A 19,800-nucleotide genomic window follows, 5' to 3' on the forward strand; every position below is an offset into this window, starting at 1 on the left:
CTATTTTTTACTTTCTAAAAACAAGTATAGGAGTATGGGTGTCAAAACCAAATTCCTTGGTTTTACTCGAAAGAAAATGGCGTTCAAACCAGTCGCGGTTTTGTTTGGTAAACATTACAACAATTGAGGGTCTTATTGTTCTGATATCTACTTCTAAATGATTGAGCAGGGAATATTCGATATTTAATTTTTTAAAATTAAAAGAGACTTTATCTGATTGGTAGTTTTGGGCTATCTTATTGAAATTTTCCTTGAAATTACCCTGATCCAATAATTCGTTGTAATGATACAATGCCACATCTGCAGCAAAAAGGGCTGCAAATTTTTTAACAAAAGGCAGTTCCACACCTAGTTTTACAAGATCTGAGGCGTATAATAAAAGCTGTATTGTCTTCATGCGATAGTTATAAGGAATAACCAAAAGCGGAATAGGGGAAGTAGTAATCAATTTTGTGGCAGTAGTGCCTATCAATTGATTAAATATCCCTGGGCCGGAGGTATTGATACAAATAAAATCGACATGGCATTTTTGTGCATATGCTATAATGGCCTGATCTACGTGAGTATGGTTCTCTGTTACAAATTCCACCTTACCAGGTTCTTTTTTGGTTGTTTTGTAAATGGATAATATGAATTTTTTAAGTTTATAATCCTGCGTGGTTTTTTTATAATAGTTGTCGATATTATCCTCAAAGGTTTTGGTGTTTACGCTATAGAATATGAGTTCGCAGGGAGTCTGAGCGGCAGATTGAATCGCAAATCGTATCCCTGCCCTTGAGATATTTGAGAAGTCTGTAGTAACGAGTAATTTTTTCATTGTATTTGTTTTTAAACTGAAATCGTTGTTTGGAGGTTTATCTAAAAAAAATCAGCAATTTTAGATGATGATTGTCTTATTTTAGTTTCATTTCATTAAGCTTCAGATCTAGTTTTTTCCATTTTGTTTTATCCAAGTGAAGGGTATCAATATCTGTTGTCCATTCCATAAAAGGTGCTAAACGGTAAATGCCCACAACACGTTTTTTGTAGCCAAATGCAAATCGGTCTCCGCGAAGTTGATAATTAATTGTTTTAGCCGGATTCCCGATATTGCTGTAAAGCACTGTTTGTGTTTTCCAGTCTCCCCCCCAGGTAAAAAAAGCTTTTAATCCGCATAGGATTCCAATGGTTAAAAACACTGAAATAATGGACCAGTTGGTTTGGAGTTTTTTAAAGAATTGTCCAATAGCGATGACCAGTGATGAGGCTGCAAAAAACAAAAAAAAGAAATGTACCCGGTAATCATTGATATGAAACTGGGTATATTGGTTAAGTAGAATGATACTTATCGAGATTACAAAAATGACAGCAATGGAGGGGTTCAGTTTTTTCATCTTTAGTATAGGATTTGTTATTTATGAATGTCATTTACTCTACACATAAAATCTGCTGTTGCAGGATCAGCTGCAGTTCCGTAACCATCCACAAGAGTACCTTTTTCATCAGTATTGGTTTCAATGGCATACATGATCGAAGAGTCCTCAGGATTTGATTCGCCTTCAAAACGATAGAAATGGGTTATTTTTATCTGATCAGGCGTAAAGTGATGATCTGTCTTGAGTGAAACCAGACTTTTTCCGTTCACTTCAAATTGGGATGTAAATCCCAGGTTTTCTATTTCAGCCAGTACAGTGACCAGACTGTCCATGTTTACTTTTTCCATAATTCATATTTTTTTTGCAGGGAATGTTTCAGACTATTGTTCAAGGTCTTCATATAAGTTGTTTTTAACTTCAAGTACGCCAAGGGCTTTCCATGCCAGGCGGCTTGCTTCATTTTTTTGAAACCAGGATTCAACATTCCCTTTTAAAGTAACAGAATTGTCCAATACCTCAACTTTAATAGCTATATTTCCAATAATTTTGTTTCGTTCTATAGCATTCTCGATATCTTTTTTGTTGATTCGGTCTTTGGATAAAGAGATAATCATTATGTTATTGATGATCCCCTTGACGCCAATGAGAACGCTAACTGCTTTTTTAGCCTCTTCTTTTTGGTAGTTCCATTCCAGGGATCCGGTAAGGGTTACCCAGCCATTTTCGACTTTTACTTGAACCCTTTCATGTGGAATGTCCCAATGCCATTTGAAAGCGTTTATAATTTCGGCAGCAATTTCGTTATCTGATTTTTGAGTTTTGTCGTTTAGTACAACTTCAATTTTTTCTACTACGACTTTTACGCCCGATACATTTTTAGCAGCTCTTTCGGCTTCTTCTTTTTTGGCATAACTATTTACCGAACCTGTCAGGGTTACAATTCCATCGAAAGCGGCAACTCCAATTTCTGCTGCTGATAACAGGGGTTCCCAATTGATGGCTTCTATCACTTTTCGCTGTAATTCTTCGTTCGTTTTCATTTGCTAATAGATTTATTGAAGCAAAGTTGAGCCAAATGGTAGTATTTAGAAATGATCGTCGACATTCTAAAAACTGATTGTAGTTACATATCGTGATGAAATGTATTAGTTGATTTTATTTTCCAAATGAACATCATTTTCAAAATTGGAAAAATTTTCGATTGTAATACGCGCTATTTCACTCAATGCTTCATATGTAAAAAAGGCCTGGTGAGGTGTAATCAGTACATTGTTAAAAGACATGAGCCTTTCAATGAGATCATCCTTTATTACGGCAGCTGACAAGTCCTTGAAAAATATTTTTTCCTCACCCTCATAAACATCAATACCCAGATAACCAATAATTCTTTTTTTAAGAGCAATTATGGCATCTGATGTGTTAATGAGCGCACCCCGGCTAGTGTTAATGAGCATCATACCAGGTTTCATTTTTGAGAATGCTTTTTTATTAAAAAGGTGTCTTGTCTTTGGAGTAAGGGGACAATGTATGGAAATGATATCAGAGTTTTCAAGGAGTTTGTCAAAGGTATTATAATGAACACCTTTGCGGATCAGGACTTTGGATTCAATAAGATCAAAGGCTATTATTTTGCATCCAAAACCCAGCATAATTTTGCAAAATACGGCACCAATTTTTCCGGTACCTACCACACCTATAGTTTTTCCGTCAAGGTTAAAACCCATTAGGTTCTGCAAAGAGAAATTATTTTCCCTCACTCTATTGTAGGCTTTGTGGGTTTTACGGTCCAGCGTTAAAATAAGGGCTACAGCATGCTCGGCAATAGCCTGTGGAGAATAAGCAGGAACTCGCATTATGGTAATTTTACTCTTTAAAGCTGCTTTGATATCTACATTGTCGTATCCCGCACTTCGAAGAGCGATTAGTTTTATTCCGGACTTAGACAGTTTTGCAATAACAGCCGTATCTATAATATCGGTAAGCTGTATGCAAACGGCATCAAAAGCAGTAACCAGATACACGGTTTGTGTATTTAGTGCCATTTCAAAAAATGTCAGCTGATGCCTGTTTTCCTTATTGTAGTTGTTCAGATATTCTCTTTCGTAATATTTGGTGCTAAATACAGCTACTTTCATACTATTTTTTTTAGTTCTGTTCTATGGCTTTTTTTAGGTATATTTCTTCACGATGACTGATTCTTATTTCTGACATAATCAGGTATACCGATAAACTAATGACAGAAGCAAAAAAGCACCATACCGATACGAGATAACTTTCATAAAAAACAGTTGTAACGATATAGGATATTAAAACCATAACTCCCAACCACCACATGCGTCTGATGTGCGAAAAGAATGGGGGAAGAATTGTAGCGATGATATAAAGCAATCCACCCATTACCCGAAAGGGTTCCGGATAAGTCTGAATATAGGCTATGTGATAACAATCAATCTCAGATCTGATATTAAAATGGAGCAAACAGTAAGTAAGGTATAGGGAAACCGCTATTCCAATTGCTACAAGTAGTCTTTGTGTCTTTTTCCTTGTTTTTTCTTTTTCCAACAGCAGTATGGCAACCGGAACCCAGACGGGCCAGATTATTTGTGCGATAATCAGATAAAAATAAGTGATCCCGGTTTGCAGGTAGGACCACTTTTCATTGGGAATGGACAGCCATAAAAAACCTTCAGAAAACTGCTGTATGGCAAATATAAAGGGGATTAAGGCAAACATCCTTTGTGAGCGATGCTGTACTTTTTTTATGGAAGAAACCCCAATAATTGTAAGAACAATCCCGGCACTGAAACTTGCTGTAGCAGAAAAACACATAAATTACTAGTTTAAGGTCTAGGACTTGGTTTAGTTGGTGTAACTCTTCTGCCTATAGTATCCAAAAGAATAGTAGCTGTTAAAGCGGCCAATGCGATAAGTGCGAATATTGTTTTCATGATTATAATTTTAGAAAGATTAAATTTTATAAGATTTAGTTTTCAAATCTGTTCAGCAAATTTGACACAAAGCAGCCAGTAGTGAAATGATCATCAACATTGTAATAAGTGATCTGGAACACTTTTTCAGGCTATTTTTACCTTAGCTTTGAGACTGGTTTTAAAGAAAAAAAATGGCACTATTAATCTTTGTCAGACATGGACAATCTCTTTATAATTTAGAGAACCGTTTTACAGGAATCCTGGATATTCCGCTCACTGACCTGGGAAAAGAACAGGCGAAGCTGGCAGGTCAAAAACTGATCGGTTATGTTTTTGATATGGCCTATACTTCTATGCTTATAAGGGCACAGGAAAGCCTGCAGATTATCCTGCGTGAAATGCACGTGACGATTCCCATTGTAAAAAATAAAGCTTTTAATGAGCGGATGTACGGCACTTTGCAAGGACTCAACAAAGATGAAACAGCGCAAAAGTATGGTTTGGCCCAGGTGGATATCTGGAGAAGAAGTTATGATATATGTCCTCCCGGAGGAGAAAGCCTGCTCGATACCTACAACCGTGTAGTCCCTTATTATAAAACAGAAATAGAACCAAAATTAAAAATGGGTCAAAATGTTTTAATAGTAGCCCATGGCAACAGTTTAAGATCCCTGATGATGTACCTTGAAAACATCAATCCGCTTGACATTGTCAAGGTAAATATCCCCACAGGTCAGCCACGAGTATATGAATTTAATACAAAATTAGAGCTCTCGGGAGTGAAGTATCTTTAAATCATTAGATTGATCAGATTTGTTTTCCTGCCACTATTTTTGGATAATGATTTATATGTTTACGGCAATAGGCTCTGAAAGCTTGATTTTGCTTGTATTTTCATAAAGGACCTCTTTTTTAGCAGTAAATTTTTCCATCGTTAAACGGGCCATTAAATAACTTACTGTAGATTCTGCACCCTGATTGAGATTAATATAATTTTCTTCCAGGCCATCATAACATCCTCCGGTGCATTGATTATAGATTATCTTGTGCAAATGGTTGTTGCCTAAAAACCAGGTAAAGGCAGTTTCTATTTTTTCCAGATAGGATGAATTTTTAAAAACGGTATTGAATCTCTCAAGGGCAAGAATAGTATAGGCAACATCAATAGGTTGTTCTCCGCCTATGGTTTCTTTATTTTGCCTGCTCGAGTCAAGCCATCCTTTATTGGATATTACCTTGATGTTATTCTCGGTAAAAATACAGGATAAAAGAAAATCAAAGGATTCTTTGGCAACTTCCCTATACTGATATTCGCCCGTGGCTAAATAGGCACAAAGAAGTGCTTCTGGCAGTATACTGTTGCCATAAGTCAGGTAGCTTTCAAACCATTTCCAGTTTGATTTACATTCGTGCCTGTACATTTTTACCAATCGATTCGAAAGCAGTTTTATAAGTGTAATATTTTCAAAATCTACAGCATTTTTGTTGCGATAATAAACTCCTTTAATTATAAATGCCATTGCCCTTGTTGAATAAATTGTATTTACTTTTTGTAAAGCTAAATCCATGGTCTTTGCAGCATCTGCTGTAAATCCGACAGGTAAAATATTCGAAAGAGACAGCATGAAACCCAGAGACCAGATTGCTCTTCCGTTAGAATCCTCCAGGTTTTCACTATTTTGTTTGGTAAATTCTTCCTCTTTGCTGACATAGTTCAAAAAACTCCCATTTTGCTGCAGACAAAATTTGATAAACCTGTAATATTTTTCAATGAGTTCTAAATCCTCAGGCTCTCTTTTCAATTCATAATGCTGGCAAATGGCTACCAATGCACGTGCGTTGTCATCTAAAGTATAACCCGTATCGATATCAGGATGGTTAATTACTGAAAATTGTATCATGGCAAATGGAGTGGTTAAATTTTTGAAATGACTCAGATTTATTTCAGGAATTTTATAATGCAATGCTATTTTTTCGGCTATAATTTTTTTAAATAATCCTGCATGTGCAATTGCGGAATTCTCCCATGCCGTTGGTGCCATTTTGTGTATACCATTGGCTGAAATATTTTTACGTAATTGTGGATTTTTTAAAAGCCTTAGAACTTCTTCAGCCAATTGGATCGTATTTTCAAATTCTATAATAACTCCCATTCCATCCTCAAGCACTTCAAGTGCATGCGGAATGGGGGTAGATATAATAGGACACCCGCAGCTTATAGCATATGAAAAAGTGCCGCTTACAGCCTGATGCGGATCATTGGAAGTAAAAAGATAAATATCAGTAAGCTGCAGATATTCGAGTAATTCCTCTAAAGGCAAATAGGCATTAATGAATTTTACGTGTGCCTGCAGCCCTAAGATTTCGACTCTTTTTTTTAGAAAATCCCTGTATTTTTCACCTTCTTGCCTAATCACTGATGGGTGTGTTTTGCCAATAATCAGAAATAAAATATCAGGATTTTGGCTTGCGATAACAGGTAAAGCATCCAGCGTGGTTTCAATCGATTTACCAGAACTCAAGAGTCCGAAAGTAGAGATGATTTTTCTTCCTGAAAGCCCGTATTTTTCTTTTAAAATTTCTTTATCACCATGTTTTACCAAATGTGTTCCATGGGCAATAACCGTAATTTTTCCCCTGTCAATGCCATAAACACTCTCCAGCAATGCAGCAGATCTTTGGGTCATGACAATAAATCCGTCGATAAGAGTATCCATTTCGATAATATTTCTTTTCATATCTCCATTGGGGTGAGGCAGAACAGTATGAAGAACAATTAAAACAGGTTTTATCGAAGCGCTTAAGAATTTAATCAAATCTGTCTCATTATTTTTAAAGAGCCCGAATTCATGTTGTATTAAAATTAGTTTTACTGCTTTATCGGTATTGCAGTGCTCAGAAAGCTTCAGATAGGAATCAGGGGAGTCCGTTTTAAGAATTCGATCTACCGCATCCCCATAAGTATAGCTGTCATTGATAGATTCCAGAGCAGCGACCTTTATGTTAAAAGAGTGCTCAAATTTATTGTTTAAAGCAGCAATTAAATCTTCAGAATAGGTTGCAATACCGCATTCCCGGGCAGGAAATGATGTGATAAATAAAATTTCAGGAGTTTTAAATTCTTTTTGATTCTCTGAAATAATGGTATTATTTTTATTTGCCCATAGGCTAATACTTTTGCGAAGCGGAGTCTTAATTATCATTTTTTTTAGTATTAAGCATTAATTCATTAACCAGACCTGATAAGCTGACCGATACGCAGGCTATTTGTTCATCTGCGGCACCATAATAAATATATAAAGTATCACTAAAGACAACTGTTCCGGTGGGGAAACACACATTATTTACTGCTCCTTCCAATTCCCAATCTTTTTTTGGGCTAAAAAGAGGATAGGGCAGACGTGCTATTTCAATCTGAGGGTTATCAAGATCCACTAAAGCGGCACAGGCTGAATATACATATCCATCAATGCTGTCCTTGACCCCATGGTAAATAATAAGCCATCCCTTTGGTGTTTCTATCGGCGGACATCCGCCGCCTACATAACTGGATTCATGATCGTATTTTGGTGAGAGTAAAATATGGTCATTAAAATTCATGAAGTAATTATTATAGAACGCAGCTGTCAGGTCCTCAAGTGATGTAACAGCAACAATAATCTGGATTTCCGGTTTAATGCGGTGCATAAAACAGAATTTGCCGTTTATTTTCCGGGGAAAGAAAATAACGTTTTTATCCCATATGAGTATTCTTTTACCATCTTGTTCGACCATTCCATTGTGTTGGTTGTATCTGAAATATTTGCTGTTGTTTAAAATTTTAGCGTTTGTCAATTCATTAAACTGGGCATAGGTAATGGTGGGCACAATTATTCCTTTTTTTTCAAAATGGATTAAATCTTTAGAAACGGCCAGACAGCCCAAGGCATTTACGCCATCAAAAGCGGTATAGGTGAGATAATATATTTCTTCGATGTTTACTATTCTTGGATCTTCTAATCCGTGACTTTCATAGTCAAATTCAGCAGTAATTATAGGCACAGTGTTTCGCTGGATAACGCGCAAGGGGCCCTCTAGTTTACAATAACCTATAGTTGAATAATTGCCATGGCTCACGGCCCGATAAAAAAGATGAACTGCATCTCCTTTTTTGATAACAGCCGGATTCATTACCCCTTCATCTTCAAATGCAAGTTCGGTTTTCTCTAGTATAATTCCTTCTCTTTTTATTGATATCATAATGCTCATTTAAGTGTTTAAAGGATCTTCTGACACTAATTGTTTAATTTACAGGTCAATCAGGCTCAAACTTAAAATAAAAATAGAGGACGTTGCCCTCTATTTTTTTAACCTTTATAATAAGGCATAATCATATTCCACAACAAGGTCATTGTCAATGGACCAGATCCCCGGAGTTTTCCAGACGATTTTCTCAGCTTGATCTTTTTGGTAAACAGAATCAACAAAACCGGTTAATTTTACATTGGTGCCATTTACAGTAACTGTAATATCTTTAGCGTTAAGTGACCAGCTTCTTGCGAGCGCTTTTTCGACATCTTTTTTTTCAATGGCATCCTTGATGTCGGATTTAATTTTGATTTCATTGGTCACTCCTTTAACTCCAGGAAGGAAGCTGATAGCAGTCTTGGCATCTTGTCTCTGAAAATTCCAGGTTAGTTCGCCCTCAAGGGTAACCCATCCGTCTTCTACTTTTACCTTAAGACGGTCTTCAGCTACGGCCCAATTGTCTTTCAAGGCTTTTAATACTTCATGGGCAATATCATTGTCTGTTTTGGTAAAGGTATTAGAGTATTTGATTTCTATTTCCTCAACAACGGCCTTTACCCCGGATACATTTTTGGCCGCATTTTCAGCTTCCTTTTTCTTAAAATATCCGTCTACAATGCCCGTAAGGGTTACGACACCATCTTTTACAGTTACTCCAATTTCTGCGGCATGTAAAAGCGGTTCCCATTTGATAGCATTTTGAACGTCTTTTTGTAATTCTTCGTTGGTTTTCATAATGTATGTATTTAAAAATTTATAATTTTTTTGTAATTAATGCCCCTTGAAAAAGTTTTATCCAGGGTAATAGTTAGGCTTACGCATCAGATTGGAAATACAATTCCCAGATAATATCGAATGCTCTGGTATAAGGCAATGGTTTTGATTACAATTCCATTTTGCAGGGTATAGCAGTTTATTTTAAAAAGTATATTTTCCATCTCAACTATTTTTAAAGTCAAACTTTTTAAAATGGTCGTGAACAAAAACCTCTTGCTCCTGAAGATTCATTTTTGGCGTATTTTCGGCTTCTATTTTGATTTTGATAAAACTGTTGTCTTTTTGCAAGAAGTGCAGTAATTCAGTTTTTGCCGTAGTAGGACCAAATAAAACGATTTCATTGTAGCCAATGGCGAGCGTCGCAATTTTCTTAAAATATGACCTTTGTTTATCCTGCTCTTTATGGTGCATTTCACTTTCGCTTCTTTGCAGGGTTTCATGTTTATCCTGAATATCAAATTCAGAGATTATAGTCTCACTCTCTTTATCGGTAAAATCGATCAAATTGGCGGAGGCATGATCCAGGTAAATTCCTAATTGATTTATAGTTTTCATTTTTTTAAGGTATAAGTTTTAATGTTTTCTTTCTTATTGCATTGCCGCGGCTTCAATTTCCTCAGCAGAAATGGATTCTTCGTTTTTCACACCGTTTTCTTTTGGGACATGAAGCCTCAGCACTTTTCGGGCATTTTCAATATTGATTTTGTTTCCGTGTGCCAAGAGCATAAATTTGCCTGCCTTTATTTCTGTTTCATATTTTAGCACTTCATCGTTTGGAATACCCAAACTAACTAAGGCAGCTGCAATAACACTGGTACCACCCAGTAAGGCTGCACCTTCTAGAGCCCCAATAATAGCTGAAACAAGCGGCCCGGCAACAAGTAGAGGCCCAAGTCCGGGAATAAAAAAGAAAGCAGATCCAAATAGTAAACCCCAGAAGCCTCCCCAAAAGGCTCCAAAACTTCCCCATTTTTTCATTCGATCTCCTACGGTGTAGTAACCTGTTACAGTTTCGTCAGTATGGTAGTCTGTTCCTATTATGGATAGTTTGGTCATATCGAATCCGCTTTTTTCGAGCTTTTTAATAGCTGTTTCCGCCTTTTGATGCGTGGCATAAAAGGCGACTAATGTATTTGTGTTTTTCATATTGATAGTTTTTAATGAGTTATTTTATAAACACATCCTGTATTTTCTTTGCAGGTTTTCTTAATTACTTTGAGATTGTTTTTTATGTTTCGAAAATTCGGGGCTTTCTATTTGATAATTGCGGTTCCCATTTTATGGTATCCAGAACATCTCTCTGTAAAATTTCATTCTTTTTCGTTCTTGTTCCTTTAAATTAAAATTCGACTGAAAACTTAAATTGTATTCTTTATTACTAATACAAAGTTGAGGTAGAAGCAAGGAACTGGAAATGACAGTCATCAGCAATAAAAATGATGTAGGGCACTTTTAGAATAAAAAATAGACAACGATTAAACCGATAAGAAAAGGTCACTCTATTAAATTTTACTTATTTAAAAATGTCAATCCATTATTAAAGATTTTTTAAAAGTAGATGGAGCGGTTAAAATTATCAGAATAAGTTTTGTTTGTTGTTAAATGAATGATAATGTGTTAATTATAGTGTGAAATTCAGGCAGAATGTAACTTCCCATTTTTAAATAGCCGACCTTTATAAGGATCATCATAATTTGATCGATTTGATGATGGACAATGCCGCCCTGTTATACGCTCTTGTACAAAATGCTTTGGATGGCATCATTACCATAGATGACATTGGTACTATCGAAACTATTAATCCAGCCGGCTGTGTACTTTTTGGTTATCAGCCAGAGGAAGTTATAGGTAAAAACATTTCAATGCTTATGCCTTCTCCGGATAAGGAAAGGCACAATAACTATTTAAGTAAATACAAAACAACAAGAAAAGCCAGCATAATTGGTGTGGGGCGTGAACTGACAGGAATGCGTAAAGGCGGTGCTCTGTTTCCAATGAAACTTGGAGTTAGTGAGGTAAAATATTCAGGCAGGACTATTTATGCCGGTTTTATTCATGATCTATCCCAGCAGAAAATAGATGAGGAAAAGTATAAGGATTATGCATCTCATCTGGAGGAACTTGTCGAGGAGAGGACAAAATCGCTCAACGATACTATTTTTGCCTTGGAAAAGGCAAAAGAAAAAGTGAGTATTTCCCTGGAAAAGGAAAAAGAGCTCAGTAAATTAAAAAACCGGTTTTTATCGATGGCTTCCCATGAATTTCGCACACCGCTCAGCACCGTGCAGTTATCGGCCTCACTAATTGAAAAATACGCTATACCTTTTGAAAGTGAACCTATCGGAAAACATATTGGCAAGATCAAAAATTCGGTAAAGAGCCTAACGGCGATACTCAATGACTTTCTGTATGTTGAAAAATTGGAAATAGGCAAAATGAAGCCTGAGTTCACTTGTTTTGATCTGGTTAAATTTGGCGAAGAAATAACCGAAGAAATGCAGCTTCTGGCCAAACCCAGCCAAAATATCATTTGTAAACATCTCGGAGATCAAACCATGATATACCTCGATGCTAATTTGTTAAAGAATTGTGCCATTAATTTAATTGGAAATGCCATAAAGTATTCCGGAGACAGCTGCTGTATTGATTTTACAACAGAAATTAATGATTTAGATTATATCATTTCAGTTCATGATGACGGAATCGGTATTCCTTTGGAAGAACAAAAACATTTGTTTCAGGCTTTTTTCAGAGCGTATAACACCGGCAGTATCCCTGGGACTGGGCTAGGTCTGAATATAGTGAGCCGTTACGTTTCACTTATGAAGGGAACAGCTGATTTTAAAAGCAATGAACAAGAAGGAACATTATTCACCCTAACATTTCCCATATCATGAGCAAAGTATTGATTATTGAAGACCATAATGACATTAGGGAAAATATTGCCGAAATACTTACTTTGGCAGGTTACACCATTTATCAGGCCAATAATGGTAAAATAGGGGTTGAATCTGCTGTTGTAAACCTGCCCGATATTATTTTATGTGATATTATGATGCCCGAACTGGACGGTTACGGTGTATTGTATATGCTGAATAAAAATCCAAAAACAAGCACTATTCCTTTTATTTTTATAACTGCCAAATCCGAAAGAATTGATTTGCGAAAGGCCATGGAAATGGGAGCAGATGATTACTTGACCAAACCTTTTGATGATATGGAACTTTTACAGGCCATTGAAAGCAGGCTGAACAAAAAGAATTCAGAAAGGGATTTTTACAGCCAGTCCCTGGGACAGCTTGGGAGTTTAGTAGGGGATAGGGAAGGACTTTCCGAGCTAAAAAAAATGATAGAGGAGCATATTCACAGGCCCTTTAAGAAAAACCAGATTATTCACTATGAAGGGGATCGGGCTATAGGTCTTTACCTGGTGATCTCAGGTAAAATCAAAACAGTTAAGATGTCTGAAGACGGTCGTGAACTGATGACCGGTATGTACCATGCCAATGATTTTTTAGGGGTCAATACAATTCTTTCTGATGATACCTACACCGATACTGCAACAGCACTGGAAGATAGTCAGGTCTGTTTTTTTCCAAAAGAACAGCTCGAAGAATTGCTAAAACTATATCCTGATGTAGCCGAAAAATTCATTAAAATCTTATCGAATGAGATAAGGAGCAAGGACACTCATTTGCTGCAACTGGCCTATCAGTCGGTCAGAAAGCGCATTGCCGAATCCCTGCTGAGACTCTTTCGTCAGGAAGAAGCCGCAAAAGGGGATAGCATCAATGTAACAAGGGATGATCTGGCGGCGATGTCAGGAACGGCTTCAGAAACCGTGAGCAGGACCTTAACCGAGTTTAGAAATGAAGGATTAATAGAAAAAAAAGGCAGCCAGCTGAAAATTCTGGATTACATGAAAATAAGCAAGATGAAAAATTGATATAACAGAAAAATCCCAATGGGTACTCCATTGGGATTTCTTAAATTGGCAGGCCATAAACTTAATTTTCAAAAAGTACTTTGGCCAGTGCATTGTCCCGATTATAAAGGTCATCGTAAAAGGCAATATTTCCACTGCCGTCAGCCCAAGCAGTAAAGTAAGCAATATAGACGGGGATTTTATCCTGGAGCACATAGGTGTTTTCTTTTCCTAAATGCATGGCTTCATCCACTTTTTTGATACTCCAGTTCGCTTCTTTTTCCATAATAGCGATTGCAAGATCACGGGCTTTTTCAACCCGTACGCATCCATGGCTAAAAGCCCTTTTGTCTTTATTGAAAAAGGATTTTGATGGCGAATCATGAAGGTAAATGTTATGGGAGTTTGGAAACATAAATTTCACATATCCCAATGCGTTACTACCTCCAGGTTTCTGCCTTACTTGTCCGTCATGCCATTCCATATTCTGATTTTCAAGGTAATTAGGATTCTTTTTTATCTTGGGTAGTATTTCTTTTTTAAGAATACTCGTGGGTACATTCCAGTATGGGCTGAAAGCTAAATAACTGATATTGCCACTAAATACTATGGTTTTATGAAATTCCTTTCCTACTACCACTTTGTAAACAAGAATTGGTTTTCCATCACGATAATAGAGCAGTTTGTAGGAAGGTATGTTTACTGCGATATATTCCTGCGCAGTATTTATTTTAGGACTGATCCAGCGGCATCTTTCCATATTAACCGAAATGGTTTTGATCCTACTCTCTACAGGAACATTAAGCATTTCAATAAGTTTGGGCGTGATCTTGTTTTCAAAATCATGATTTTGACTGGTTCCATAAGCTAAAATGCCGTCAGTTATGGTTTGATCAAAAACAAGAGATGCGTTATCCTCTTTGACAAAACCCTCTAAAAAAAGTCTGTTTCTGACCTCTTTTATCGTAGTGGAAGAATCGCCCTGATGAAAGGATTTGATTTCTTTTTCAAATTTAACAATTTTCCAGCCTCCGTTTTTTTCAATTTCAAGATATTTTTTTAAAGCCTCTTTAAGGGGATAATATTGATTAAAATAGTCGTGTTTGAATTCTTTTTTAGATTCAATTCCCTGTACAAGGGTGTCAATGTATGCCACGTTGGAAGCATTTTCTCTGGGAAGATACCATCCTGTTTCTTCGCTTTTTCCTATGGTAAATCCACTAAAAACTTTGGTAGTATAGAAAAAATACATGCAGCTGATCAGTAGCTCAGATTCTAAATTTGGAATTGTACTGGCATTTTGTTCAAAGATTTTTTCCCATTGGGTTTCATAGGGTATCTCTACAGGAAGCCCTTCTTGTCTCATTTGCCCTACCTGTTTGTGCAGTGCATAGGCAAATTCAACAAGTCCTTTGTTGTTGTACCAAATATAATCGCCATGTTTTTTGTAGAGTAGATGTACCTGAGCCTGATACGGGCTGAATTTAGGATAGGAGTCAAAAAAAGCAGCAATTTTTGTGGTGTCGATTTGCGAAAGATTTTCCTGAAAATGTTTTTGAATATGATTCACAGAATCTGCCCGGGACATTAGCCAGGTACCGCATATTAAGAAAATCAATGCGTATTTATATTTCATCGGGGAGGTATTAGCTTGGATTTTTCGACAGTATAATTTGAAAGGGGGAAGTCTTTAATTAAAATGAACATAACAATAGGTACTGTTATGTTCAGGTTTTCTTTAATTGCAGGATATTTTAATTGGCTTTAATTTCGTCGGCCGCCATCTCTGTGAGTAATTTATTTTTTTTCACCTCGGGCAGCATTCCATTTTGGCCTTTTTTTATTTTTTGAGCTTTTTTTAGTTTCTTTCCTTTAACTCCTGCAGTAGTTTTAACGATTCTCTTATTGATTTTTTTAGCTATCTTTTTGGCTGTATTGTCAATTGTTTTCAGAATCTTTTTTGTGTTTGATTTTGCGGTTAGTGCAGTGGTAATTGCCGTTGTTATTTCAGCGGCCATTTTTTTTGAATTTGCTTTCATAATTTAAATTTTTATAGATGTTATCTTTGATATCTGATTTATTGAAATAAAACCAGAGGTATTATATGGATACAAAAATGAGCAGAACTTTAGCCTTACAAAATGACTCTGCTCATTTTCATAATTGATGTTAGACACTTTTTACAAGTATCTTTTTGACATATTTAAAATCCCACCGTTGATTCTAACATAAAGCCGTCGAATTGCCCGCCATTTCTGATATCGCTAGGCTGAAAATTTTTATACTTCTGGTTTACGTACTCCGCTTTGATCAGGATATTTTTAGTTAAGAACCAGCCGGCAGAAGCTGTGACTCTATTGATTTTTTGGTCATTTTGATTTAGCGGAGAATCAGTTAGGGTATTGTACCTTCCTGCAATCCAGAAATTTTCTTTTCCGGCAGGAAATCTATAAATTAGATCAATAGCAGACTGTACAACCTGGTGGGTATCTGACTGGGTAATTTTTCTTCCTTTGGCAACTTCATAGGTTCCAAAAATTTCTAATCCTTTAAATTTCAGAAAGGGATTAAACATTAATGCGGTTACCTCTTGGCTGAATTCTGGATTGTAACGTCCGGATCTGAAATTGTCAACAGCCGTTGCAGTTGTATTCTCCAATACATAAAAATAATGGGAACCGGTCCGGTCACCTGCAAAAAGGGTATTGTTCAAAGCTCTTTTTACATGGTAAAAGGAACCGGTAAGCCTTAGTCGTAAATCTTTGTCGAATTGTTTATCATAACCTATTTTACCATGTAATGCCGCTGTGGGTTTGTTTAATTCTCCTGTTGCCGCATCTATTTTAGTGGAAACCACCACAGTTGGGTTCAGGGCGCCATTTGTGAGTCCCAGCATGATCATCATGCCTGAATTGTCATGGTAATATACTTCACCTCCAATTTCAGTAGCAAATTCATCCATGATGTAGTTTTCAATAAAAGGGTTGTAAATGGCGTTTCCTCCGTCACTCCTTCTAAAGTGCTGATCCCCATAGTCTACGTCGTAGGCGCCTACTTTAAGAGTTACATATTTCATTGCCTGATTTATAAAATTGCTTTTTAGAAAAGAAAGTTTATCAAACTGTATATAACCTCCCTTGACCCAGGTTTCCTCATGGTGTCTTGATGACAAATATATAGTAAGGTTCATTCGTATTCCGTCATCTAGTTGCGTATCGAGATTCATATTGGCCATAGCCAGATTGAACCCATTGGTAATATCAATAAGTTCATTGCTGTTTATTGCGTCAATCAGTACAGGGGTTGCTGTATTTTGATGGTTTAGTCCCTGAAAATCCAATGTTAAGTTCCCTCCCATTTTTACTGTGAAGCCTTCAAAAGAGGAGCTGTCCTTCTTGGTGGTTTCAAAAACATTGAGTCCTCTTTGGTCGTTGTACCTAAAATACTGCATAGGTTTCTTTTGTGCCTGTGCCAATGTTATCCAAAGGCACAGTAATAGCAATATTATATTTTTCATCTGAATTAAGATTTTTCAAAAAGGAAAGAAAATTCAAGTTTGATCGCATCACCGGTTTTCATGACTCCGCCCATAAATACAGGTGCAGCAACATTGTAGTCGCTCATGTTTATGGGGTAATTGCCCTCACAGCTGATGCTTCCATCTTTATTTACAAAACAGTACAAATCAATAACAACATCTTTGGTAACACCTGAAATGGTAAGCTTTCCGGCTGTTTTGATATGGAATTTGGAATTGCTGAAGCTCATTACTTCAGCGGAGACCTGTTTGTACAGGATTTCTTTAAACTGATCCGTTTTCAGGGCTTTGTACGCATTTTTGTCTAATTTTTTCTGACCGCTTTTAAGGGTGAGCACCGGCAGGTTAAACTCAATAGCGCTGAGTTTTGTAATTTGATTTTCACTATCGATATTAAATGCTGCTTTTCCTGAAAAAGAAGCCGTTTTCATCGTCCAGTCGTGGAAGGTGGAGGTTCCCGATATCTTCATTTCATTAACTTTGGATGTACCAATTTTGAAATGGGATTGTGCCAAAACCGTCTGGTTCATCCCTGAGAAGACTATGGTCAGAAGTAAAAGCGTGAATTTTATTTTAGTTTTCATGATTGTTCTTAATTTATTAAAGGCATTATTTTAAGTAGGAGCGAAGGAACCAGGCCATTTTTTCATGGCTTTCGGTTAGTGTGGTAACAAAATCATCTGTTTTACAGTCTCTAGAAGTCGTTTCAAGCAGGGATGTATTGTTTTTTAGTATCGTAATAAGGTTTTCATGATCACCGAGCAATTCATTGATATAACCTGCGCGATCATTTATTTTTTTTCTTTTTTTATTGAACCGCGTCACCTTTAAAAAAGCCTTGAGCATGGCATCAGCATAATGACCTGAGGCATGAACACGTTTCTCAACGCGCTCAATTATACTATCAATTTCGCTGGATTGGGCTGTAAAAAAAAGATATTTATCCTGAAAATCAATCGACTGTAAACTGTTATTGATACTTTGAGTTTTAGTTAATAGGATGTACTCATCACAAAGAATACTCGAGAGTTTACTCGATAGGTTTCTTATATGAGCTCTTTTTGAAGTAGTGGTTTTCATTTTCGTTTTTTTTGAATTGCTTATTTTCAGAGCAAAGTTGAAACTATTAGAGCCAAACCAAAATGATAGAAAGCGCAGCAATAAGTGAGCGTTGTTACTTATTGGCAAGTGCAATATCATAGCTGTTGCCAAAGTCATAATAAAGCAGACCTTTAAGCCAGTACGCCGCCGTCCAAAATAATTTGGGTACCATTGCAATAACTCGAATCATCACAGGCCAGAAAAATAAATGTTTTGGCTACTTCTTCAGGCGTACATAACCTTTTGGCCGGAGTGCCATCGATCCAGGCCTGATGGACTGTTTGCGGCGCGGCGCCCAGTAAAGGTGTTTCTACATAATAGGGACATATAGCGTTGCCGCGTATGTTTTGGGCACCATATTGAACGGCGATATTTTTTGTTAATCCCAATACTCCATGTTTGGCAACCGTATAAGGAACTAAACCGTGCTCGGCTTTTAATCCGCCGAGGGAAGACATGTTGACAATAACACCACCGCCTTGTTTGAGAAATTGCTGTAATTCGTATTTAACACAATAGAACTGGCCGGTAAGATTCACGGCGATTAGTTTATCCCATACTGCTTCAGGCATATCGTGAATTCCTGAATATACCCCGCCGATTCCTGCATTATTAAACGCCACATCAAGCCTGCCGTATTTCTCAACTGTGGCTGTAATGGCCTTTTTAACGCTCTGAACATCACTGACGTCAATTGGGACGAACATACACGGAGCGCCCAGCGCTTCAATATCCAGAATTGTCTGTTGATGGTCTTTTCCGGGAAGATCGGCAATTACAACTGTCGCGCCTTCGCGCGCCGCTTCCAGAGCGGAGGCTTTTCCTATTCCTGAATTACCACCTGTGATAAATACTACTTTGTTTTGAAGTCTGTTCATTTTTTCTTTGGGTTTATATTTTTAATTAGCACCGGATGCTTTTTGCAGTTCCAGTTCTTTTTTTGCCTCTTGTTTTTTCTTTTTTTTGAAATAACCCCTAAGCAGGAAATTTTGCTTGGCAGCCAGTTCGATTTCAATTAAATTCTTAGAGCCTGTCTGTAAATTTGTTAAGGTTGAATCTAAGGAATTGGACAATTTCTCATCACTGATCAGTTTTGGCAGGATGCCTTTTCCTGTATTTAGTTTTGAGGTAAAAACATTTAAATCAGAGACACTTTTCTCAAAACCAGAAAGTGTTTTTTTAATGCTGTTGGCATAATAAGGATCAGTCATGAGCTTTGATAACGTTCCGTCCTTATCGTTAATTTTTTTGGTAAAAACAGCAAATTCGTTGGAACTCTCCTTTAGGTTTTTCATCGTAACATCGATACTGTTTGCAAAATTCTCATCGGTTAATACTTTAGAGAGTGCGCCTTTTCCGTTATTGATTTTATAGCTGAATTCAGAAAGTTGTTTGGTGATGATCTGAGCATTGTCAACACTTTTTTTGAGCCCGGCAATCAGATCTTCCATCCCGACAGCTTCATTGGAAGCAATCATATCGCCGTCTTTTACCATTTGCGCGAAGCTGTTTTTAGGAGAAATTGTCAGTACTTTATCGCCCATTAGCCCATCGGAGCCAATACTGGCCCAGGCATCAGTTTTAATGTATTGATGCACTTCTTCCCTGATGATCATGTCGACCACTACGGTAGAATCGGATATAAAGGAGATGTCTTTTATGGTACCAATATTAATTCCGGACAATAGTACATTATTGCCGTTTTTGAGTCCGCTGACATTTTTGAATTTTGCTTTCAATTGGAAGGTGTCACCAAACAGGTTTTGGCTTTTGCCAATAAAATAAACCGCTACGAGAAAAATCGTCAGCGCGGCAATGACAAACAATCCCAATTTCCAGATATAGCCTGATTTTTTCTTCATGATGGTATTATTTAAATAGACAGGC

The 19,800-nt window shown here is 36.9% G+C and carries 21 protein-coding genes; 3 read left to right on the top strand and 18 right to left on the bottom strand.

The annotated features are described in order from the left end of the window. Window positions 1-7 precede the first annotated feature (7 nt). The 6 genes from NJT12_RS18260 to NJT12_RS18285 form a co-directional block, all read right to left on the bottom strand. Window positions 8-817 carry a universal stress protein gene (locus NJT12_RS18260; RefSeq protein ID WP_271337362.1) on the bottom strand — a complete coding sequence of 270 codons (810 nt, stop codon included), beginning with the start codon at window positions 815-817 and terminating at the stop codon, window positions 8-10. A gap of 76 nt (window positions 818-893) precedes the next feature. Beyond that, window positions 894-1,373: a hypothetical protein gene (locus tag NJT12_RS18265; RefSeq protein WP_271337363.1), complete on the bottom strand. Its 480-nt coding sequence runs from the start codon at window positions 1,371-1,373 to the stop codon at window positions 894-896. A gap of 17 nt (window positions 1,374-1,390) precedes the next feature. Continuing rightward, window positions 1,391-1,702 carry a hypothetical protein gene (locus tag NJT12_RS18270; RefSeq protein WP_271337364.1) on the bottom strand — a complete coding sequence of 104 codons (312 nt, stop codon included), beginning with the start codon at window positions 1,700-1,702 and terminating at the stop codon, window positions 1,391-1,393. A 33-nt stretch (window positions 1,703-1,735) separates the two neighbouring features. Beyond that, the gene (locus NJT12_RS18275) at window positions 1,736-2,395 is read right to left on the bottom strand and encodes a BON domain-containing protein (protein ID WP_271337365.1); all 660 of its coding nucleotides are present in this window, start codon (window positions 2,393-2,395) and stop codon (window positions 1,736-1,738) included. A 105-nt stretch (window positions 2,396-2,500) separates the two neighbouring features. Beyond that, a complete protein-coding gene (locus NJT12_RS18280; RefSeq protein WP_271337366.1) occupies window positions 2,501-3,490 on the bottom strand; it encodes a 2-hydroxyacid dehydrogenase in 990 nt (329 codons plus the stop codon). Between the two features lie 10 nt (window positions 3,491-3,500). Beyond that, a complete protein-coding gene (locus NJT12_RS18285) occupies window positions 3,501-4,184 on the bottom strand; it encodes a DUF6629 family protein (RefSeq protein ID WP_271337367.1) in 684 nt (227 codons plus the stop codon). Between the two features lie 292 nt (window positions 4,185-4,476). Between NJT12_RS18285 and NJT12_RS18290 the strand changes: the two genes are divergently transcribed. Continuing rightward, window positions 4,477-5,079 (top strand): 2,3-bisphosphoglycerate-dependent phosphoglycerate mutase, encoded by a 603-nt coding sequence (locus NJT12_RS18290; protein ID WP_271337368.1) that lies wholly within the window; start codon window positions 4,477-4,479, stop codon window positions 5,077-5,079. A gap of 51 nt (window positions 5,080-5,130) precedes the next feature. Here the strand turns inward: NJT12_RS18290 and NJT12_RS18295 are convergent, their stop codons facing one another. From NJT12_RS18295 to NJT12_RS18315, 5 genes are all read right to left on the bottom strand, one after another. Beyond that, window positions 5,131-7,488 (bottom strand): glycosyltransferase, encoded by a 2,358-nt coding sequence (locus NJT12_RS18295; protein ID WP_271337369.1) that lies wholly within the window; start codon window positions 7,486-7,488, stop codon window positions 5,131-5,133. Beyond that, window positions 7,478-8,524: a glycoside hydrolase family 130 protein gene (locus NJT12_RS18300; RefSeq protein ID WP_271337370.1), complete on the bottom strand. Its 1,047-nt coding sequence runs from the start codon at window positions 8,522-8,524 to the stop codon at window positions 7,478-7,480. The genes NJT12_RS18295 and NJT12_RS18300 overlap by 11 nt, the downstream gene beginning before the upstream one ends. A gap of 114 nt (window positions 8,525-8,638) precedes the next feature. After that, complete coding sequence (locus NJT12_RS18305; RefSeq protein WP_271337371.1) at window positions 8,639-9,307, bottom strand: BON domain-containing protein; 669 nt, start codon at window positions 9,305-9,307, stop codon at window positions 8,639-8,641. A 204-nt stretch (window positions 9,308-9,511) separates the two neighbouring features. Next, entirely contained in the window at window positions 9,512-9,904 is a 393-nt protein-coding gene (locus NJT12_RS18310; protein ID WP_271337372.1) for a hypothetical protein, read from the bottom strand. A 33-nt stretch (window positions 9,905-9,937) separates the two neighbouring features. Next, window positions 9,938-10,495, bottom strand: a complete 558-nt coding sequence (locus NJT12_RS18315) for a general stress protein (RefSeq protein ID WP_271337373.1) — start codon at window positions 10,493-10,495, stop codon at window positions 9,938-9,940. A gap of 560 nt (window positions 10,496-11,055) precedes the next feature. Here NJT12_RS18315 and NJT12_RS18320 point away from each other — a divergent pair. Next, window positions 11,056-12,246, top strand: a complete 1,191-nt coding sequence (locus NJT12_RS18320) for a PAS domain-containing sensor histidine kinase (protein WP_271337374.1) — start codon at window positions 11,056-11,058, stop codon at window positions 12,244-12,246. After that, a complete protein-coding gene (locus NJT12_RS18325; protein WP_271337375.1) occupies window positions 12,243-13,295 on the top strand; it encodes a response regulator in 1,053 nt (350 codons plus the stop codon). Before NJT12_RS18320 ends, NJT12_RS18325 begins: the two co-directional genes overlap by 4 nt. 61 nt (window positions 13,296-13,356) lie before the next feature. Here the strand turns inward: NJT12_RS18325 and NJT12_RS18330 are convergent, their stop codons facing one another. From NJT12_RS18330 to NJT12_RS18360, 7 genes are all read right to left on the bottom strand, one after another. After that, the gene (locus tag NJT12_RS18330) at window positions 13,357-14,910 is read right to left on the bottom strand and encodes a L,D-transpeptidase family protein (RefSeq protein WP_271337376.1); all 1,554 of its coding nucleotides are present in this window, start codon (window positions 14,908-14,910) and stop codon (window positions 13,357-13,359) included. A 118-nt stretch (window positions 14,911-15,028) separates the two neighbouring features. Further along, on the bottom strand, window positions 15,029-15,313 hold the full coding sequence (locus NJT12_RS18335; RefSeq protein ID WP_271337377.1) for a hypothetical protein: 285 nt from the start codon (window positions 15,311-15,313) through the stop codon (window positions 15,029-15,031). A gap of 164 nt (window positions 15,314-15,477) precedes the next feature. After that, on the bottom strand, window positions 15,478-16,791 hold the full coding sequence (locus NJT12_RS18340; RefSeq protein WP_271337378.1) for a hypothetical protein: 1,314 nt from the start codon (window positions 16,789-16,791) through the stop codon (window positions 15,478-15,480). A gap of 5 nt (window positions 16,792-16,796) precedes the next feature. Beyond that, window positions 16,797-17,396 (bottom strand): YceI family protein, encoded by a 600-nt coding sequence (locus NJT12_RS18345; RefSeq protein WP_271337379.1) that lies wholly within the window; start codon window positions 17,394-17,396, stop codon window positions 16,797-16,799. 25 nt (window positions 17,397-17,421) lie between these two features. Next, window positions 17,422-17,892: a ferritin-like domain-containing protein gene (locus NJT12_RS18350; RefSeq protein ID WP_271337380.1), complete on the bottom strand. Its 471-nt coding sequence runs from the start codon at window positions 17,890-17,892 to the stop codon at window positions 17,422-17,424. Between the two features lie 152 nt (window positions 17,893-18,044). Continuing rightward, window positions 18,045-18,791, bottom strand: a complete 747-nt coding sequence (locus NJT12_RS18355; protein ID WP_271337382.1) for an SDR family NAD(P)-dependent oxidoreductase — start codon at window positions 18,789-18,791, stop codon at window positions 18,045-18,047. Window positions 18,792-18,812: 21 nt separating this feature from the next. After that, window positions 18,813-19,775 (bottom strand): MlaD family protein, encoded by a 963-nt coding sequence (locus NJT12_RS18360; protein WP_271337383.1) that lies wholly within the window; start codon window positions 19,773-19,775, stop codon window positions 18,813-18,815. Between the last annotated feature and the right edge of the window lie 25 nt (window positions 19,776-19,800).

The sequence above is a fragment of the Flavobacterium azizsancarii genome (genome assembly GCF_027980145.1).
GTDB lineage: Bacteria > Bacteroidota > Bacteroidia > Flavobacteriales > Flavobacteriaceae > Flavobacterium > Flavobacterium azizsancarii.